Genomic DNA, 16,813 nt, shown 5'->3' on the forward strand with positions numbered 1-16,813 from the left:
GCCGCGATCCGGCGTGGCTGGGTGTGGCCGATCATCCGCACCCGGCCGTCGTCGCCGCGGAGCCCGCGTCCCAGCTCGAGGCAGATCTTCGGCAGCTGGGTCGTCTTCCCGGAGCCGGTCTCGCCCGCGACGATCACGACCTGGTGGTCACGGATCGCCGCGGCGATGTCCTCGCGACGGGCGCTGACCGGCAGGTCGGGCGGGTAGGTGATGTCCACAGCCCGACCATTCTCCCGCTCCCCCGCAACCAGTTATCAATCGGTGCCGGACGCAGGGCCATCCGAAGGCCGCCCGATTCGCTTTTCGTCGTGTGGCCTGGGTTACAGTGGACAAAGATTGTCCGACAATCTGGCAATCCACCGGAGATCCTCCGGTGCCATCAGGGTGACGGAGGGAATTCCATGAGCATCACCACTGATCGCAGCGTCCTGACTCCCCGACGCACCGCTGCGGAGGTGGCCCGAGCCGAGGCCCGGACCGCGCACAACTACCACCCCCTGCCCGTGGTGCTCAGCCACGCGGAGGGCGCCTGGCTGACCGACGTCGACGGTCGCCGCTTCCTCGACCTGCTCGCGGGCTACTCCGCGCTGAACTTCGGCCACAGCCACCCGCGCCTGCTGGCCGCCGCGCACGCGCAGCTGGACCGGCTCACCCTGACCAGCCGCGCCTTCGTCCATGACCGGTTCGCCGACTTCTGCGCCGCCCTCGGCGACCTGTGCGGCAAGGACATGGTGCTACCGATGAACACCGGCGCCGAAGCAGTGGAGACCGCGATCAAGGTCAGCCGCAAGTGGGGGTACGACGTCAAGGGCGTCGCCGCCGACCAGGCCCGGATCATCGTGGCAGCCGGCAACTTCCACGGTCGCACCACCACGATCGTCGGCTTCTCCGACGACCCCGACGCCCGCGACGGCTTCGGACCCTTCACCCCGGGCTTCGACATGGTTCCGTACGGCGACCTGGCCGCGATCGAGGCCGCGATCACCCCGGACACCGTGGCCGTGCTCATCGAGCCGATCCAGGGCGAGGGCGGCGTGATCATCCCGCCGGCCGGGTTCCTCGTCGGACTCCGGGAGCTGTGCACCCGCGAGAACGTGCTCTTCGTCACCGACGAGATCCAGGCCGGACTCGGCCGCACCGGCAAGACGTTCGCCTGTGACCACGACGGCGTCGTGCCCGACCTCTACGTCCTCGGCAAGGCGCTCGGCGGCGGCATCGTGCCCGTCTCCGCAGTCGTCGGCAACCGCGACGTGCTCGGCGTGCTGCACCCGGGACAGCACGGCTCCACGTTCGGCGGAAACCCGCTCGCGTGCGCGGTCGGCCTGGAGGTCGTGTCGATGCTGGCCTCCGGCGAGCACCAGGCGCGCGCCGACCAGCTCGGCGTCGTACTCACGGAGCGACTGCAGGCGATGGTCGGCAACGGCGTCGTCGGCTTCCGCACCCGCGGCCTGTGGGCCGGCGTCGACATCGACCCATCGCTCGGCACCGGGCGTGAAGTCTGCGAGCGCCTGATGGCACACGGCGTCCTCGCCAAGGACACGCACGGCTCGACCATCCGGCTCGCGCCGCCACTCGTCGTATCCACCGACGACCTCAACTGGGGAATGGACCAACTCGAAGGGAGTCTGCGGTGACCGCGGCCCAAGGAAAGCGCAGCATCAACCAGGTCGGCGTGATCGGCCTGGGCAAGGTCGGCGAACTGGTGGCAGGACTGCTCACCGACGCCGGCTTCAAGGTCAGCGGCTACGACGCGACGCCCCACCCGGGGCTGCGCTTCGAGACCGCTGAGCTCGACGTCAAGGACGCCACGGCGCTGCAGGACGCGCTGCGCGGTGTCGACGCCGTCGTCTCGTGCCTGCCGTACGACCGCAACATCGAGGTCGCCGAGGCAGCGGCGGCCGTGGGCTGCCACTACTTCGACCTGACCGAGGACGTGCCCACCACGCAGCGCGTGATCGAGCTCGCCGGGCAGACGCCGGGCGTTGCCTTCGTGCCGCAGTGCGGCCTGGCGCCGGGGCTGATCGGCATCGTCGGAGCCTCGCTCGCCAAGGGATTCTCGGAGATCCGCTCGATCGAGCTCAAGGTCGGCGCGCTCCCCCAGAACCCCACCGGGTTGCTGGGCTACGCGTTCAACTGGTCGGCCGAGGGCGTCGTCAACGAGTACCTCAACGACTGCGAGGTGCTCCGTTCCGGTCGCCGCCAGATGGTGCCGGCGATGGAGGAGAAGGAGCGCGTCGTCATCGGCGGCATCGAGCTCGAGGCTGCCCTGACCTCCGGTGGCCTCGGCACCATGTGCCAGTCGTACGAAGGGCGCGTGCAGCGCCTCGACTACAAGACGCTGCGCTACCCCGGCCACTTCGACCAGATGCACTTCCTGTTCGACGAGCTCGGCCTGCGCGACTGCCGCGAGGAGGTCGGGCGGATCCTGGTCAAGGCCAAGCCGCCGGTCAACGACGACATCGTCTACCTCCACGCCGCCGTCGAAGGCATCAAGGACGGCCAGCCGTTCCGTGAGAACCACGTGCGTGGCTACCTGCCCATCGAGATCGACGGGCGCATGTGGCGCGCGATCTCGTGGACCACGGCCTCCTCGGCCGTCGCCGTCCTCGAGCTGGTCGCCGACGGCAAGCTGCCGCAGGAGGGTTTCGTGCGGCAGGAGGACATCACTCTCGAGGACCTGCACTCCACGCACGCAGGTCGCCGTTTCAGGGACTACGGAAAGATTTCGGCATGAGCACCCCCACTGACCTGGCAGCCCGTTCGCGGGAGATCCTCGCGGCCCTCGGCGCCGGCGACCCCTTCACTGCTGACGGCACGCTCGTGTCCCGGACCCCGATCGACGGGTCCGAGCTCGGACGCCTCCCTGCGCACAGCGCGTCCGACGTCACGGCTGCGGTGACCGCCGCCCAGACGGCCTTCGAGGACTGGCGTTCGGTGCCCGGTCCGGTCCGCGGCCAGCTGGTGCGCGAGCTCGGCAACCTGCTGCGCGAGCACAAGGACCTGCTGGGCGAGCTGGTCTCGATCGAGGCCGGCAAGATCCGCTCCGAGGGCCTCGGCGAGGTCCAGGAGATGATCGACATCTGCGAGTTCGCGGTCGGCCTGTCCCGCCAGCTGCACGGCCTGACGATCGCGTCCGAGCGACCGGGCCACCGGATGATGGAGCAGTGGCACCCGCTGGGCGTCATCGGCGTCATCAGCGCCTTCAACTTCCCCGTGGCCGTCTGGTCCTGGAACGCCGCCCTCGCGTTCGTCGCGGGCGACGCCGTGGTCTGGAAGCCGTCGGAGAAGACCTTGCTGACCGCGCTCGCGTGTCAGGCCCTGGCATCCGAGGCTGCCCGCAGAGTGGGGGCGCCGCAGGGGCTCAGCCAGCTGGTCCTGGGCGAGAGCGCGGTCGGCGAGGTACTGGTCGACGACCCGCGCGTGCCGCTGGTCTCGGCCACCGGCTCCACCCGGATGGGCAAGCTCGTCGCGCCGCGGGTCGCCGCGCGCCTGGGCCGCTGCCTGCTCGAGCTGGGTGGCAACAACGCCGCCGTCGTCGCGCCCTCGGCCGACCTGGACCTCGCGGTCCGTGGCATCGTCTTCTCGGCGGTCGGCACCGCCGGCCAGCGGTGCACGTCGCTGCGCCGCGTCATCGTCCACGAGTCCGTGCACGACGAGCTGATCGACCGGCTGTCCAAGGCCTACGGCACCCTGTCCATCGGTTCGCCGCTCGACGCGAGCACGCTCGTCGGTCCGCTGGTCGACGCCGCCGCGACCGAGGGCTTCCTCGGTGCGGTCGAGCAGGCGCAGGCCGACGGAGGCCGCCTGGTCACCGGTGGTGGCAGAGCCGACGGCGTGCAGGGTGGCCAGTACGTCGTACCCGCGATCGTCGACATGCCGGCGCAGACCGACATCGTGAAGACGGAGACCTTCGCCCCCGTGCTCTACGTGCTGAAGTACGCCGACCTCGACGAGGCGATCGCGCTGCACAACGAGGTCGCACAGGGCCTGTCGTCGGCGATCTTCACGCTCGACGTCCGCGAGGCCGAGCTGTTCACCTCGGCCGTCGGCTCGGACTGCGGCATCGCCAACGTCAACATCGGTACGTCGGGCGCCGAGATCGGTGGCGCGTTCGGTGGCGAGAAGGAGACCGGTGGCGGGCGCGAGTCCGGCTCGGACGCGTGGAAGGCCTACATGCGGCGCTCGACCAACACGATCAACTACTCGACCGAGCTGCCGCTGGCCCAGGGGGTCGAGTTCGGATGAGCCTGATCGGCGCGACCGAGCTTCGCGCCCGGTTCGCCCGGTCGCTGTCGGCGCTCTACGGCTCGGAGGTCCCGGCCTACAACACGCTGGTCGAGGTCTCCGAGGCCGTGAACGCCGACGTGCTGGCAGCGCTGGGCCCCGGGGCCGAGCGCCTCGGGTCGATCGGGCGCGTGACGGCCGAGCGGCACGGCGCGATCCGGGTCGGGACGCCCGAGGAGATGGCCCAGGTGGGCCGGATCTTCGGGGCCTGCGGGATGTACCCGGTCGGGTTCTACGACCTGCGCGAGGCCAACCCACCGATCCCGGTGGTGTCGACGGCGTTTCGTCCGGTCGACGTCCGGGAGCTCGCGGTCAACCCGTTCCGGGTCTTCACCTCGCTGCTCGTGCCCGACGACCGGCGCTTCTTCGACGCCCGCACGCAGGCCCAGCTCGAGGAGTTCCTGGGCGCGCGGAAGCTGTTCCCCGACGAGCTGCTCGACCTCGCCGACCTCGCGGAGAAGGGCGGCGGGCTGGAAGCGGTCGATGCGGACCGGTTCCTCGAGCTGGCCACCGCGTCGTTCGCGCTGTCCCCCGAGCCGGTCGATCGTGCGTGGTACGACCACCTCGAGGCGATCTCGTCCGTCGCGGCCGACATCGGTGGCGTGGCCTCGACCCACATCAACCACCTCACGCCGCGGGTGCTCGACATCGACGAGCTCTACCGCCGGATGACCGAGCGCGGCATCGCGATGATCGACCGGATCCAGGGCCCGCCGCTCACCTCGAAGCCTGCGGTCCTGCTCCGGCAGACGTCGTTCCGCGCACTCGCCGAACCACGGATGTTCCGCGAGGCCGACGGCAGCCTGGTTCCGGACGCACTCAGCGTGCGATTCGGGGAGGTCGAGGCGCGCGGCGTCGCCCTCACCCCCGCCGGTCGTGCGTTGTACGACGACCAGGGGCTGGCCGCATTCCCCGACACCGAGCAGGGTCTCCACGACGCAGGTCTCGCCTACTACCGGCGCGATGCCGACGGCGTGCTCCAGCCGATCGTCTACGAGGACTTCCTGCCGAAGTCGGCGGCCGGCATCTTCGCCTCGAACCTCACCTCCGACGGGTCGGTGAACGCCGCGCAGCGTGCGTCGTCGAGGGACGCACGGTGGCTGCAGGACGCCCTGGGCCGCACCCTGCACGACCCTTACGACCTGTATGCAGCGCAGGTCTGAGTCAGTTCAGAGCGCTTCGACGTTCTTCACCAGCGAGTGGCTCGTGTGCCGGATGGCCAGGCCGATGACCGGACGCACGGCCCGCTCCATGGCCTTGCCGGCGGGACCGCCCGGCAACGTGTAGCTGATCCACGCGTCGACGCGCGTGCGTCCTTCGCCGAGGTCGGTGAACGTCCAGCGCTGGGTGTTCTGGATGCCCTTGATCGAGGTGAACTCGATGCGCTCGTCCAGCGCCCAGTCGGTGCACCTGATCCGCGACTTGAGCGGGACACCGACCTTCATGATGCCGTCGTACTCCGCGCCGACGCCTCGCACCTGGTCGGTGACGGGGTCGATCTTGCTCAGCCCGTACATCCAGTCCTTCGTCGTCGTGAAGTCGTCGACGTACGCGAAGACGGTGCCGATCGGAGCGTTGATCTCGACGCTCTGCTCCACCAGGTTGCTCACGGCGAGGATTCTGGCATGCCCACTACCGCGGAGGCGGCAAGGCGTCGGTCGCCTCGAGCTGGCCCATGCCGGTGACCATCAGCAGGTCGGCGACGATCGCGCGCAGCTGGGCGAGGATCGCCTCGGCGGTGAGGATCTCGCTGCGTTCGACGACCCCGGTGGCGGCACCCACGGCGAGCACCACGTCGCGGGCCTCGATCGCCAGCCGATCGGCCGCGAGCTCGTTGGCCACGGCATCGGCGGCAGCGGCGAGGTCGGCCGTGACGCGTGCGTACGACGGCGGCACCGGCCGGTTCCGGTAGGCCGCGAGCGCGACCTGCCTGACCAGGACACGGGTGCTGCGCAGGGAGCGATCGAGCGGGTCGACCAGCTCCACCATCTGGCGCAGGCCTTCGCGGTGCCGCACCCGGAACGGCGACGAGCTGACGACCGACATCCCCTCCTCGGCCGCCGACTGCAGCTCCCGGATCATCCGGTCGGTCGCCCGGGCATCGGCGAGCAGGTCCAGCGCCGGGCCGACCTCGCCGTCGACCATCGCGTCGGACGCCGCCCGCAACAGGTCGGCGATCTTGCGGGCCACCGCGGCCGCCTGCTCCCGCGGCCTGCGCAAGGGTGCGGCCGGCACGATCATGGCGGCGACCAGCGCGACCGAGCCACCGATCAGGGCATCGGTCCACCGGAGGAACGCACCCCCCGCATCGGGCATCAGGGCCGCGACGACGATCGACTGCACCGCCGCCTGGGTGACGAAGAGCTGGCCCGCGTCGAGCAGCAGCGCGGTCGACATGGCCAGCAGCACGATCAGCCCGATCTGCCATCCGCCGGAGCCGATGCCGGCCACCAGGACGTCCGCCACGAACACACCGATCGCGACGCCGAGGGTGACCTCGACGACGCGCCGCAGGCGCTGTCCGTACGACGTCCCGAGCGACACCACCGCCGCGATGGGCGCGAAGAACGGCGTCTCGTGACCGATCAGGTCGGCCGCGATCCACCACGCCACCCCCGCGGCGATGGCGCACTGGACCACGACCCACAGCTTGCTGCGCCAGCGGTCAACCCGTCCCCGGAGCGACAACCGGCTCCGGGTCCACATCCGGTCGAGGGACGCGTCCAGGGTCAGACCACCTTCAGATCATCGGTGTGGGCATGAACTTCTTCGACACCAGCGCCACGATGTCCTCGTAGCGCGAGCCGGTGAACTTCTGGAAGTTGTGCAGGGCGTGGGCATCAAGGCCGACCAGCACGCGTGCCTGGTTCTTCGTGATGCCCTTGATGATGATCTCGGCTGCGCGCTCCGGTGTCATCTTCGCGAGCTTCTCGTCGAACAGCTTCGCCGTGGCGGCCTTGTCCTCCTTGTCGGAGACCCGGGCGTTCCGCGCGATGCCGGTCTTGATGCCGCCCGGGTGCACGGACGTCACGCCGACCTTGTGACCGGCGATGAGCATCTCCTCGCGCAGTGCCTCGGTGAAGCCCCGGACCGCGAACTTCGTGGCGTTGTAGGCGCTCTGGCCGGGGATCGCGAGCAGGCCGAACAGCGAGGAGAGGTTGACGACGTGGCCGTCTCCCGACTCGATGAGGTACGGCAGGAACTCCTTGGTCCCGTGCACCACGCCCCAGAAGTTGATGCCGACGATCCAGTCCATGTCGTCGTACGCGAGGTCGACGGCGTTGCCGGCGAGGGCGACGCCTGCGTTGTTGATGACGACGTTGACCTGGCCGAAGTGATCGGCGACGTCCTTGGCGTAGGCCACGAAGGCCGCACGGTCGGCGACGTCGAGCCGTGCGCTGTGGACGTCGGGGGCTCCTGCCTTCTCCGCGAGCGCGACCGTCTCGGCGAGCCCGGCCTCGTTGACGTCCGAGAGCGCGAGGCGGGCACCCTTGCCTGCGAAGTTCAGTGCGAGTGCGCGGCCGATGCCGGAGCCGGCTCCGGTGATGACCACGACCTTGTTCTTGAAGTCCTTCACTTGCTGACCTTCTTCCTGGCTCGGGTCTTGACGGGGGTGCTGACCGGCTCGACGTCGTACTTGTCGAGGTCGAACTTTGTCAGGTGCTGGCGGAACGTGAACGTCTGTCCGGGCCAGAGGGTGGTGTTGTTGCCGAACTTGTCCAGGTACCAGCTGGCGCAACCGCCGGTCTGCCACACGGTCGGCTTCATCTTCTGCCGGATGTCGGCGGTCCACTCGTCCTGCGCGGACTGCGTGGGCTCGACCGCACCGAGGCCTTCACGCCGCATCGCCTTGGCGGCCTCGACGACGTACTTCACCTGCGACTCGATGATGAAGATGATGCTCGAGTGGCCCAGGGCGGTGTTCGGACCGACGATCTGGAAGAGGTTCGGGAAGCCGTGGATGGTCGTTCCCTTGTACGCCGCCATGCCCTGCTCGTTCCACAGGTCGGCCAGCGTCCGGCCGTCCTTGCCGGTGACGTGCTCGGCGATGGGCGGCTCGGTGACGTAGAAGCCCGTGGCGACGACGAGGACGTCGATCGGCCGCTCGGTGCCGTCGGCCGTGACCACACCGGTCGGCGTGATCTTCACGATCGGGTCGGTGACCAGGTCGACGTTGTCGGCAGCGAGCGCGGGGTACCACTTGTTGGAGATCAGGATCCGCTTGCAGCCCGCGCGGTAGGTCGGGGTGACCTTGGCGCGCAGCTCGGGGTCCTTGATCGCGCCGTTGATGTTCTTCCTGCCCTGGGCCTCGACGACCTTGAGCAGGTCGGGGAACTTCGCGAACGCCGGCACCCGGCCCTCGAGGGTCGAGTAGACCGCCGATCGCGCGGCACGCTGGAGGCCCGGCACCTTGCGGAACGCCGTCTTCTCGAGGCTGGTGAACCTGCGCTCGTTGCGCGGGATCACCCAGTTGGGAGTGCGCTGGTAGACGTCGACGTGTCCCGCGATCTCCTGGAGCTCGGGGACGAGCTGGATCGCGGACGCGCCGGTCCCGATCACGGCGATGCGCTTGCCGGTCAGGTCGACGTCGTGGTTCCACCGGGCGGAGTGGAAGATCTCGCCGTCGAACGAGTCGATGCCGTCGATCTCGGGCAGGCGCGGCTCGGAGAGTCCGCCGGCGCAGGAGACGACGGTGCGGGCGGCGTACACACGGGGGCCGTCGGGGCCCTCGGTACGCACCGTCCAGCGCTGGGTCGCGGCATCCCACGTCGAATCGATGACGGCGGTGTTGAAGACGAACCGGTCGAGCGTGCCCGAGTCGCGGGCGACCTTGCGGATGTACTCGAGGATCTCCGGCTGCGGGGAGTAGACCTTCGACCAGTCCGGGTTGAGGGCGAACGAGTAGGAGTACAGCTGGCTCGGGACGTCGCACTCGGCACCCGGGTAGGTGTTGATGTGCCACGTGCCACCCACGTCGCTGTCCTTCTCGATCACGACGAGGTCGCGCTCGCCTGCCTCGTCGAGCTTGATGGCGGCGGCCAGTCCGGCGAAGCCGGCGCCGACGATGAGGTGGTCGACCTGCGTGGGAGTCGTTGTTGAACTCATGGGAGGACGCTATTGCCACTATTGAATATCTGTCAATAGAATGGTCCACGTGACGGCCACCACCCACTCCCGCACCCGCCTGACGCCCGACGAGCGACGCAGCCAGCTGCTCGACCTCGGCGTGCAGTTGCTCGCGACGCGGTCGCTCGAGGAGCTGTCGATCGACCTCATCGCCGAGGAAGCCGGCATCTCGCGCGGCCTGCTGTACCACTACTTCGGGGGCAAGCAGGGCTACTACGAAGCCGTCGTGCAGCGCGCGGCCGACGACCTGTACGAGCAGACCGCTCCCCCGCCGGAGGGCGAGCCACTCGACCGGTTGCTCGTCTCCCTGACCGGCTACGTCGACTACGTCGTCGCCAACACCGCCGGCTACCGCTCGCTCGTGAAGGCCGCTTCGGGGAGCAACGACAAGCTCCGCGCGATCTACGAGACCACCTTCGCCGCGCTTGCCGACCGGTTCTTCACCGCCGACCCCGACAACCCGATCATCCAGGACACCCCGCCGGTCCGCCTCGTCATCCACGCCTGGCAGGCCATGGTCGAGGACCTCGTCCTCACCTGGATCGACGACGACGCCGGGCTGACCCGCGACGACCTCCTCCAGCTGATCACCGGTTCCCTCCCCGCGATCGGCGCGCTCCTCCCCTGACACGAAGTGTGGGTGTTGGGGGCACGAAGTGTGGGTGTTGGGGGCACGAAGTGTCAGTGCCTGCGGCGCTTCCAGCGGTACGACGGCTCGTCGGGACCCCGCGCGTAGATCCGCTTGCTGGCACGCTCCGGGCTCCGGCTGTCGATGGCGGCTCGTAGCTCACGGAGCCAGGCCTCACGCTGCCCCGGCCCGAAGTCGTGCTTGCGCAACACCAGGATGATCCAGCCCTCGTCGTCGAGCTCGCCCCGGCGACCGTCGTCGTGGTCGCGGTCCTCATCCGTGGTGTGGTCCTCCTCGCCGTCGTACTCCACTCCGATCCGGAGGTACGCGTAGGCGTTCTCGACCCGAGCTCGCCGCCCGCTCGGCAGGACGACCCACACCTGCGCGGCCGGAACCGGGAGGCCTTCGTCGTGGATGATGATCCGCGTCCAGGACTCGGGGCGGGAGTCAGCCTGGTCGGTCGACAGCGGGATCAGTTCGCGCAGCTGTCTGCATCCTCGGCGGCCAGCGAAGCGCGGGAGCATCGCGCGGAGCTCAGCCTCGGTGATGCCGAACGCACGACGGAACGCGTCGAGAACGGCCATCGCCTGCCACCGCCCCCGCAGGCACACCAGGTCGCAGACCGTCCGGAGGGGTGTCGTGACCCGGACGCCCTGCACGACGGTGATCTCCGACTCCAGCAGGTCCCGTTTGCCGCCAAAGATCCCCCGGCGCCTGGATGGGTTGTTGCAGTTGACCGACACCACGTCCAGGTCCGGCACGAGATCGTGTTCGGCGAACTCGAGGACGTCGACGCCGTGCAGCCACGCGGCCGAGCGGTCACAGACGACCGCGTGCTCGGGCAACACCAATGAGGCTGCCCGGGCCCGCAGCTCCACTCCGTCGGCGGCCGACGCGTCGACGTACACGTCCGAGAGGATGCGCCGGACCGTTCCCGTCCGGACCCAGTCGCGGACCTGGTCGCGGGTGGCTCCGCCGGCCACGGCCATGGCGCTGGTGAACGGGCGGTCAGCGACGCGATCGAGGAACTCCATGGCGACGACGATGGATCGAGACGCCACCGCCCACGCAGATCTGGTCCGACCCTGTGGAGGAGAGGTCCGTATCCACAGGCTGCGCGGGGCTCTCGGGCATTGAACGTCACCAAAGTGATGGACGAGGCACACCTCGATATCCCATTTCCCACACTTCGTGCCCCCACGAGGCACACCTCGACACCCCAATTCCCACACTTCGCGCCCTAGGGTGAGCACGTGCGCATCGACTTCCATGGTTCAGCGGCACCCACGCTGGGGGTGGAGTGGGAGTTTGCGCTGGTGGATCGGGCGACCCGCGACCTCCGCAACGAGGCGGCCCACCTGTTCGCGCGGGCCAAGCCGCGGATGCCGGAGCCGGAGAAGCTCCACAAGGAGCTGCTGAAGAACACCGTCGAGGTCGTCACCGGGATCTGCCCGACGGTGAAGGACGCGATGGCGGACCTGCGCAACACGCTGCGATACGTCGTACCGGCGGCCGACGACCTGAACATCGACCTGTACGGCGCCGGCACGCACCCGTTCGCCTCGTGGACCGGGCAGCAGCTGACCGAGGGCCATCGGTACGCCGAGCTGATCAACCGCACGCAGTGGTGGGGCCGGCAGATGCTCATCTGGGGAGTGCACGTGCACGTCGGCCTGCCCGAGCAGAGCCGGGTGATGCCGGTGATGTCCGCGCTGCTCACCTACTTCCCGCACCTGCAGGCCCTGTCGGCGTCCTCGCCGATCTGGAACGGCGTCGACACCGGCTACGCGTCGAACCGGGCGCTGATGTTCCAGCAGCTCCCGACCGCCGGCCTGCCGTTCCAGTTCGAGCGCTGGGAGGAGTTCGAGCAGTTCGCCAGCGACCAGATCGTCACCGGCGTCATCGACGACCTGAGCGAGATCCGCTGGGACGTGCGCCCGGCCATCAAGCACGGCACGCTCGAGAACCGGATCTGCGACGGCGTCTCCACGCTGAGCGACATGTCAGCACTGGTCGCCCTCATGCACTGCCTGGCGATCTGGCTCGACGACCGCGCCGCCGCCGGCGAGACCCTGCCGACGATGCCGCCGTGGCACGTCCAGGAGAACAAGTGGCGTTCCGCGCGGTACGGCGTCGAGGCCATCGTGATCCTCGATGACAAGTCCAACGAGCGACTGGTCACCGATGACCTCGCCGACCTGATCCCGCAGCTGGAACCCACCGCGGCGAAGCTCGGCTGCGAGGAAGAGCTGGCGTCGGTGATGGACCTGCTGAAGCGCGGACCGTCGTACGCCCGGCAACGGGCCGTTGCCGAACGCACCGACGGCGACCTCGTCGCGGTCGTCGACTCGGTCGTCACCGAGCTCCGCAGGGAGCTCGACCAGTAGGACCGAGGGAAGGACCGACCGGACCGGTCAGCGGACCTTCGGCAGGAACTCGATCCGGCACCCGTCGTCCACGCACACAGGAGTCTCGGCCCAGACCAGCGCCGACTCGAAGATGGCGCCCGTCGACTTCATGACCTGGACACCGGTGAACTTCGTGTCGTTGTAGGCCTTGACCACGAACACCACGTCGGCCTTGCCGTCGCCGTCCACGTCGCTGAGCTTTGCGCCCTGGAGGGCCCGGTCGCCGATGTCGGACTTGCCGGTGAACCCGGACACCACCTTGAGCTGGCCGCTGGACACGTCGTAGACGGAGACCGTGATCTCCTCGTCGTAGGAGTTGGCCTTGACCCCGACGATGTTCGTCGTGCCGTCGCCGGTGACGTCGCCGACCAGGAAGGCGTCGTCGTAGATGCTGCTCTTGTTGATGGCGCCGAGCGTGAAGGTCTTGCCCGTGGAGGTCAGCAGCGCGTAGCCGCGGTCGCCGGAGTAGTACTTCGTGTAGGCCTCGTCGGTGAGGCGTTCGGCCGGCAGCTCGGCCCACAGGTCGGCGTCGCCGTCCTTGTCGAAGTCGCCCGCGGTGATCCACGTGGAGTCGATCACCGCATTCGGGATCGACAGCCAGAGAACCGGCGCCGCGAACGTGCCCTTGCCGTCGTTCAGCAGGACGTTGACGTCGACGACCTTGTCGTTGGAACCCGCGATGGCCAGGTCCTGGTCACCGTCACCGTCGAAGTCCCCGTTGACGACGCGGATCGTGCCGCTGTCGTACTCCCTCAGGGACGAGAACGACATCGTGAAGTTCTGGTCACCGGGGAAGTCGCCGTCGCTGGAGGCCAGCGTCACCTGCTTGCCCGACAGCACGAACTTCCAGGTGAGGTTCTCGGTGACGCCGTCGCTGTCCCAGTCGAAGTACATCGCGTCGGGCTCGTCGTACGGCTCGACCGCCACCTCGGACAGCTCGAAACCGTTGCCGTTGCTGGTCGCGGTGACCTTCTTGACGTCGTCGTAGTCCTGGTAGACGTAGTAGAGCGCGTCGCCCTTGTCGTCACCGGTGATGTCGCCCTGGACGGCCACCTTGCCGCTCGGCTCGACCGGGTCGGACCCCTTGGACGAGGACGAGTCGTCGTCCTGCCAGGGCTGCACGACCGCGAGGACGACACCGGCGCCGACCCCCAGGAGCAGGACCAGGCCGAGGGTGAGCCAGAGCCACAGCTTGCTCTTCTTCGGCGGTCCGGACTGGTAGGCCGGGAAGGCGTTGCCATGGGCCCCGGGGTACGGCGTCTCCAGCGAATGCCCGGACGGCACGTGGCCGTAGGACTGCTGACGGACGGGCGAGGCGACCGGCGGAGCGGTCGGCGGCAGCCCCTGCGGGGCGTGCTGCGGCGGACCCTGCGGCGGCGGACCCTGCGGGGCCGCGGTCACCGGCGGGGCGGTCGGCGCGGCTGCCTGCGGCGGTGACGCGGGCGGTGACGCGGGCGGTGACGCGGGCGGTGTCGCGGGCCGGACCTGCGTCGGCTCTGGCATCCGGCGGCGTTCCTCGGTCCAGCCGTTGCCATCCCAACGACGCTCCCAGCCATTGCCGTCCGGATACCAGCCTGCGGGGGTCGAGAAATCACTCACGCCGAGTCTCTCCCACGCCGACACCGTCCTGAAACGTCGGAAGTGCTTGTGAGGGTCCCCGCGACGCGCGAGTATCGAGGTCCTGCAACGAAAGGGGCCCCTGTGGTTTCTGCTCCCGCCTTCCGGCCGATCGACCCGACCTCCGCCGGCTTCCTGCTGGCCGAGAACCGCAACATGCCCATGCATGTCGGGTCGCTCCAGCTCTTCGAGAAGCCCGACGGCGTGGGGCCGGACTACATCCGCGAGATGTTCGAGTCGATGCGGGACACCGAGAAGATCGCGCCCCTGTTCCTCAAGCACCCGTACCGGTCCGTGACCACCGCGGGCGCGCTCTTCTGGCGCGACGACGACCAGTTCGACATCGAGCACCACGTGCGCCACAGCGCGCTCCCCCAGCCCGGCCGGGTCCGCGAGCTGCTGGACCTCTGCGGCCGACTGCACTCCACGCGCCTCGCGTGGGAGCGGCCACTGTGGGAGACGCATGTCATCGAGGGCCTGGCCGACGGCCGGGTGGCGATGTACACCAAGATGCACCACTCGCTGGTCGACGGGATCTCCGCGATGCGACTCCTGGCGAGCGTGCTGTCCACCGATCCCGACCGCCGCAACATGCCGGCGCCGTTCGCCGAGGGTGCCTCCCGCAAGAAGAAGGTGCCCGAGGCCGAGTCGCTGCCGGCCGCGGCGGCAGGTGCGGCCGGCGCAGTGGCCCGTACGGCGGCCGACCTGCCCGCCGACGTGTTCCGCTCGGCCCTCAGCATCAGCGGAGAAGCCGCTGGCATGCCGCTGGCCCTGATGAAGACGCTCCGCAAGGGCATGCGCAACGAGACGTCGGCCGTGTCGATGTCGGCCCCACGCACGATCTTCAACCAGTCGATCACCGGAGCACGACGCTTCGCCGCCCAGGACTGGCCGACCGAGCGACTGCGTACCGTCGGCAAGTCCACCGGGACCACGATCAACGACGTCGTGCTCGCCATGTGCAGCGGCGCCCTGCAGTCCTACCTCGACGAGCTCGGCGAGCTGCCCGACGCTCCCCTCGTCTCGATGGTCCCGATCGGCCTCAACGCGAAGCAGGCCGGCCAGGCGTCCAGTGCCGGAGGCAACGCCGTCGGCTCGATCATGGTGCGCCTCCCCACCGACGTCGCCGACGCGGGCGAGCGGCTCCGGTCGATCAGCCGCTCGATGAAGGACGGCAAGGAAGCGCTGTCCTCCATGACGCCACTGCAGATCGTGGCGATGAGTGCGATCGGCATGACCCCGTCGATCGTGCTCCCCTTGCTGGGTCTGCAGGGGATCGTCCAGGCGCCGGTCAACCTCGTCATCAGCAACGTGCCCGGTCCGCGGGTGCCGCACTACTGGAACGGCGCGAAGCTGGTCGGCAACTACCCGCTGTCGATCCCGATCAACGGCATGGCGCTCAACATCACCTGCACGTCGTACGACGGCAACATGGCGTTCGGGCTGACCGGTTGCCGTCGTACCGTCCCGCACCTGCAGCGGTTGCTGACCTACCTTGACGACGACCTCGCGGCTCTCGAGAAGGCGGCCGGGCTCAGCTGACTATTCGGGGCCGAGGCCGCCGCCGATCTGATCGGCGACGGCCCGGAGCCGCGCACGGGTGATGGCGGAGACGGTGGCGTAGCCGGCAAGTGCTGCGTTCGAACCGGCGCGCGTCGGTTCGGCGGAGTTCACCGAGAGGCAGGTACGACGACCGCCGTCGGCCAGGTTCGCGAGCGCGACCGCGTGGCCGGTGGTGCCGCTGCCGGCGAAGTAGTCGAGCACGCGGCAGTCGTCCGGCATGGTGTCGAGGATGCGGCGGATCAGGCCGGTCGGCTTCGGTGACTCGAAGACGTGCCCGAGGATCGCCTTGAGCTCGGCGACGGCCGTGTCCGTGGAACCGATCTCCTCGGACAGCCAGATGGTGCGCAGCTTCTTGCGGCGCCCGCCCACGGGGTGCAGCCAGTCGCGCTGGTAGACGTCGACCCGTTCACCCGTGCCACCCTGCACGACCCGGCACTCGAGGTCGTCGGGCCGCTCGTCGATGCGGGGGCGCGACCAGCGCCAGACCGCCGGAGCGCCGTCGCCGAACACCGGCTTGACCTCCACTGCGCCCATGAACGGCGCGGTCGCCACCCGTCCGCTGACCGGGTCGCCCCACACCGCGAAGTGCAGGGTCGGTGCGGTCAACGGGTTGAACTTCTTGTTCGTGTTGCGCAGGGGTAGCCGTCGGTAGCGCCGACCGTCATCGGCCACCAGCGGGAAGTCCGCCTCCACGACGGTCGTCGAGGACGACGCGTCGAGGACACACGACGCCGCGTCCTTCGCATAGGCCAGGACGTACTCGTGCGAGGTCGCGAAGCCGCGCCCCAGCTGCCGTCCCTTGGCGTTGAGATTCACCACGATCTGCGCGAGGAAGTTCGCTTCGCCGTACACCTCGTCCATCAGCAGGCGCAGGTGCGCGACCTCGTGGTCGTCGATGCTGACGAAGATGGCGCCGGTGTCGGCCAGCACGCGGTGGCCGGCGACCAGCCGCGGCCGCAGGTACTCGACCCAGGCGACGTGCCGACCCGCCGCTCCGGCCCCACGGGCGCCCTTGAAGTCGTCGTTGTAGGCGAAGCCATTGCCCGTGTTGTAGGGCGGGTCGAGGTAGATCAGGTCGAAGGAACCAGCCGCGAGCGTGGGCAGTACGTCGAGGTTGTCCCCCTCGACGAACGTGTTCCACGGTGCTCCGTCGACTCCCATGCTCGCCATCGTGACAGGCTCACCC

15 protein-coding genes are annotated in these 16,813 nt (G+C 69.2%); 7 read left to right on the plus strand and 8 right to left on the minus strand.

The genetic code is table 11. From position 1 onward, the window contains the following. The coding region (locus ACOADB_RS21190) for a hypothetical protein (RefSeq protein WP_378603439.1) at positions 1-218 on the minus strand (218 nt) is incomplete at its 3' end. 183 nt (positions 219-401) lie between these two features. On the opposite strand from ACOADB_RS21190, the gene rocD reads away from it, so the two are divergent. From rocD to ACOADB_RS21210, 4 genes are read left to right on the plus strand one after another with little or no spacing between them, the layout of a single operon-like run. Further along, entirely contained in the window at positions 402-1,634 is a 1,233-nt protein-coding gene (gene rocD, locus ACOADB_RS21195; RefSeq protein ID WP_378603154.1) for an ornithine--oxo-acid transaminase, read from the plus strand. After that, on the plus strand, positions 1,631-2,734 hold the full coding sequence (locus ACOADB_RS21200) for a saccharopine dehydrogenase family protein (protein WP_378603157.1): 1,104 nt from the start codon (positions 1,631-1,633) through the stop codon (positions 2,732-2,734). Before rocD ends, ACOADB_RS21200 begins: the two co-directional genes overlap by 4 nt. Further along, positions 2,731-4,245, plus strand: coding sequence for an aldehyde dehydrogenase family protein (locus ACOADB_RS21205; protein ID WP_378603160.1), 1,515 nt, complete (start codon positions 2,731-2,733; stop codon positions 4,243-4,245). Before ACOADB_RS21200 ends, ACOADB_RS21205 begins: the two co-directional genes overlap by 4 nt. Then, positions 4,242-5,447 (plus strand): 2-oxoadipate dioxygenase/decarboxylase family protein, encoded by a 1,206-nt coding sequence (locus ACOADB_RS21210; protein ID WP_378603163.1) that lies wholly within the window; start codon positions 4,242-4,244, stop codon positions 5,445-5,447. The genes ACOADB_RS21205 and ACOADB_RS21210 overlap by 4 nt, the downstream gene beginning before the upstream one ends. A 6-nt stretch (positions 5,448-5,453) precedes the next feature. Here ACOADB_RS21210 and ACOADB_RS21215 read toward each other — a convergent pair whose 3' ends face one another. The 4 genes from ACOADB_RS21215 to ACOADB_RS21230 form a co-directional block, all read right to left on the minus strand. After that, a complete protein-coding gene (locus tag ACOADB_RS21215; RefSeq protein WP_378603166.1) occupies positions 5,454-5,894 on the minus strand; it encodes an SRPBCC family protein in 441 nt (146 codons plus the stop codon). A gap of 22 nt (positions 5,895-5,916) precedes the next feature. Next, complete coding sequence (locus tag ACOADB_RS21220; RefSeq protein ID WP_378603169.1) at positions 5,917-6,924, minus strand: FUSC family protein; 1,008 nt, start codon at positions 6,922-6,924, stop codon at positions 5,917-5,919. Between the two features lie 100 nt (positions 6,925-7,024). Beyond that, positions 7,025-7,861, minus strand: a complete 837-nt coding sequence (locus tag ACOADB_RS21225; protein ID WP_378603172.1) for an SDR family NAD(P)-dependent oxidoreductase — start codon at positions 7,859-7,861, stop codon at positions 7,025-7,027. Beyond that, entirely contained in the window at positions 7,858-9,390 is a 1,533-nt protein-coding gene (locus tag ACOADB_RS21230) for a flavin-containing monooxygenase (protein ID WP_378603175.1), read from the minus strand. The genes ACOADB_RS21225 and ACOADB_RS21230 overlap by 4 nt, the downstream gene beginning before the upstream one ends. A gap of 40 nt (positions 9,391-9,430) precedes the next feature. Here ACOADB_RS21230 and ACOADB_RS21235 point away from each other — a divergent pair, with 40 nt between their 5' ends. Beyond that, positions 9,431-10,039, plus strand: a complete 609-nt coding sequence (locus tag ACOADB_RS21235; RefSeq protein ID WP_378603178.1) for a TetR/AcrR family transcriptional regulator — start codon at positions 9,431-9,433, stop codon at positions 10,037-10,039. Positions 10,040-10,092: 53 nt separating this feature from the next. Here the strand turns inward: ACOADB_RS21235 and ACOADB_RS21240 are convergent, their stop codons facing one another. Further along, on the minus strand, positions 10,093-11,073 hold the full coding sequence (locus tag ACOADB_RS21240; RefSeq protein WP_378603181.1) for a hypothetical protein: 981 nt from the start codon (positions 11,071-11,073) through the stop codon (positions 10,093-10,095). Positions 11,074-11,292: 219 nt separating this feature from the next. Between ACOADB_RS21240 and ACOADB_RS21245 the strand changes: the two genes are divergently transcribed. Beyond that, on the plus strand, positions 11,293-12,426 hold the full coding sequence (locus ACOADB_RS21245) for a glutamate--cysteine ligase (protein WP_378603184.1): 1,134 nt from the start codon (positions 11,293-11,295) through the stop codon (positions 12,424-12,426). Positions 12,427-12,453: 27 nt separating this feature from the next. Here the strand turns inward: ACOADB_RS21245 and ACOADB_RS21250 are convergent, their stop codons facing one another. Beyond that, positions 12,454-14,046 (minus strand): FG-GAP-like repeat-containing protein, encoded by a 1,593-nt coding sequence (locus tag ACOADB_RS21250; RefSeq protein WP_378603187.1) that lies wholly within the window; start codon positions 14,044-14,046, stop codon positions 12,454-12,456. A 102-nt stretch (positions 14,047-14,148) separates the two neighbouring features. On the opposite strand from ACOADB_RS21250, the gene ACOADB_RS21255 reads away from it, so the two are divergent. Then, a complete protein-coding gene (locus ACOADB_RS21255; RefSeq protein WP_378603190.1) occupies positions 14,149-15,606 on the plus strand; it encodes a WS/DGAT/MGAT family O-acyltransferase in 1,458 nt (485 codons plus the stop codon). Here ACOADB_RS21255 and ACOADB_RS21260 read toward each other — a convergent pair whose 3' ends face one another. Continuing rightward, positions 15,607-16,788 carry a site-specific DNA-methyltransferase gene (locus ACOADB_RS21260; protein ID WP_378603193.1) on the minus strand — a complete coding sequence of 394 codons (1,182 nt, stop codon included), beginning with the start codon at positions 16,786-16,788 and terminating at the stop codon, positions 15,607-15,609. It abuts the gene before it with no gap. Between the last annotated feature and the right edge of the window lie 25 nt (positions 16,789-16,813).

Origin of the sequence: Nocardioides sp. CPCC 206348 (genome assembly GCF_048654705.1) — a bacterium.
In the GTDB taxonomy this organism is placed as follows: domain Bacteria; phylum Actinomycetota; class Actinomycetes; order Propionibacteriales; family Nocardioidaceae; genus Nocardioides.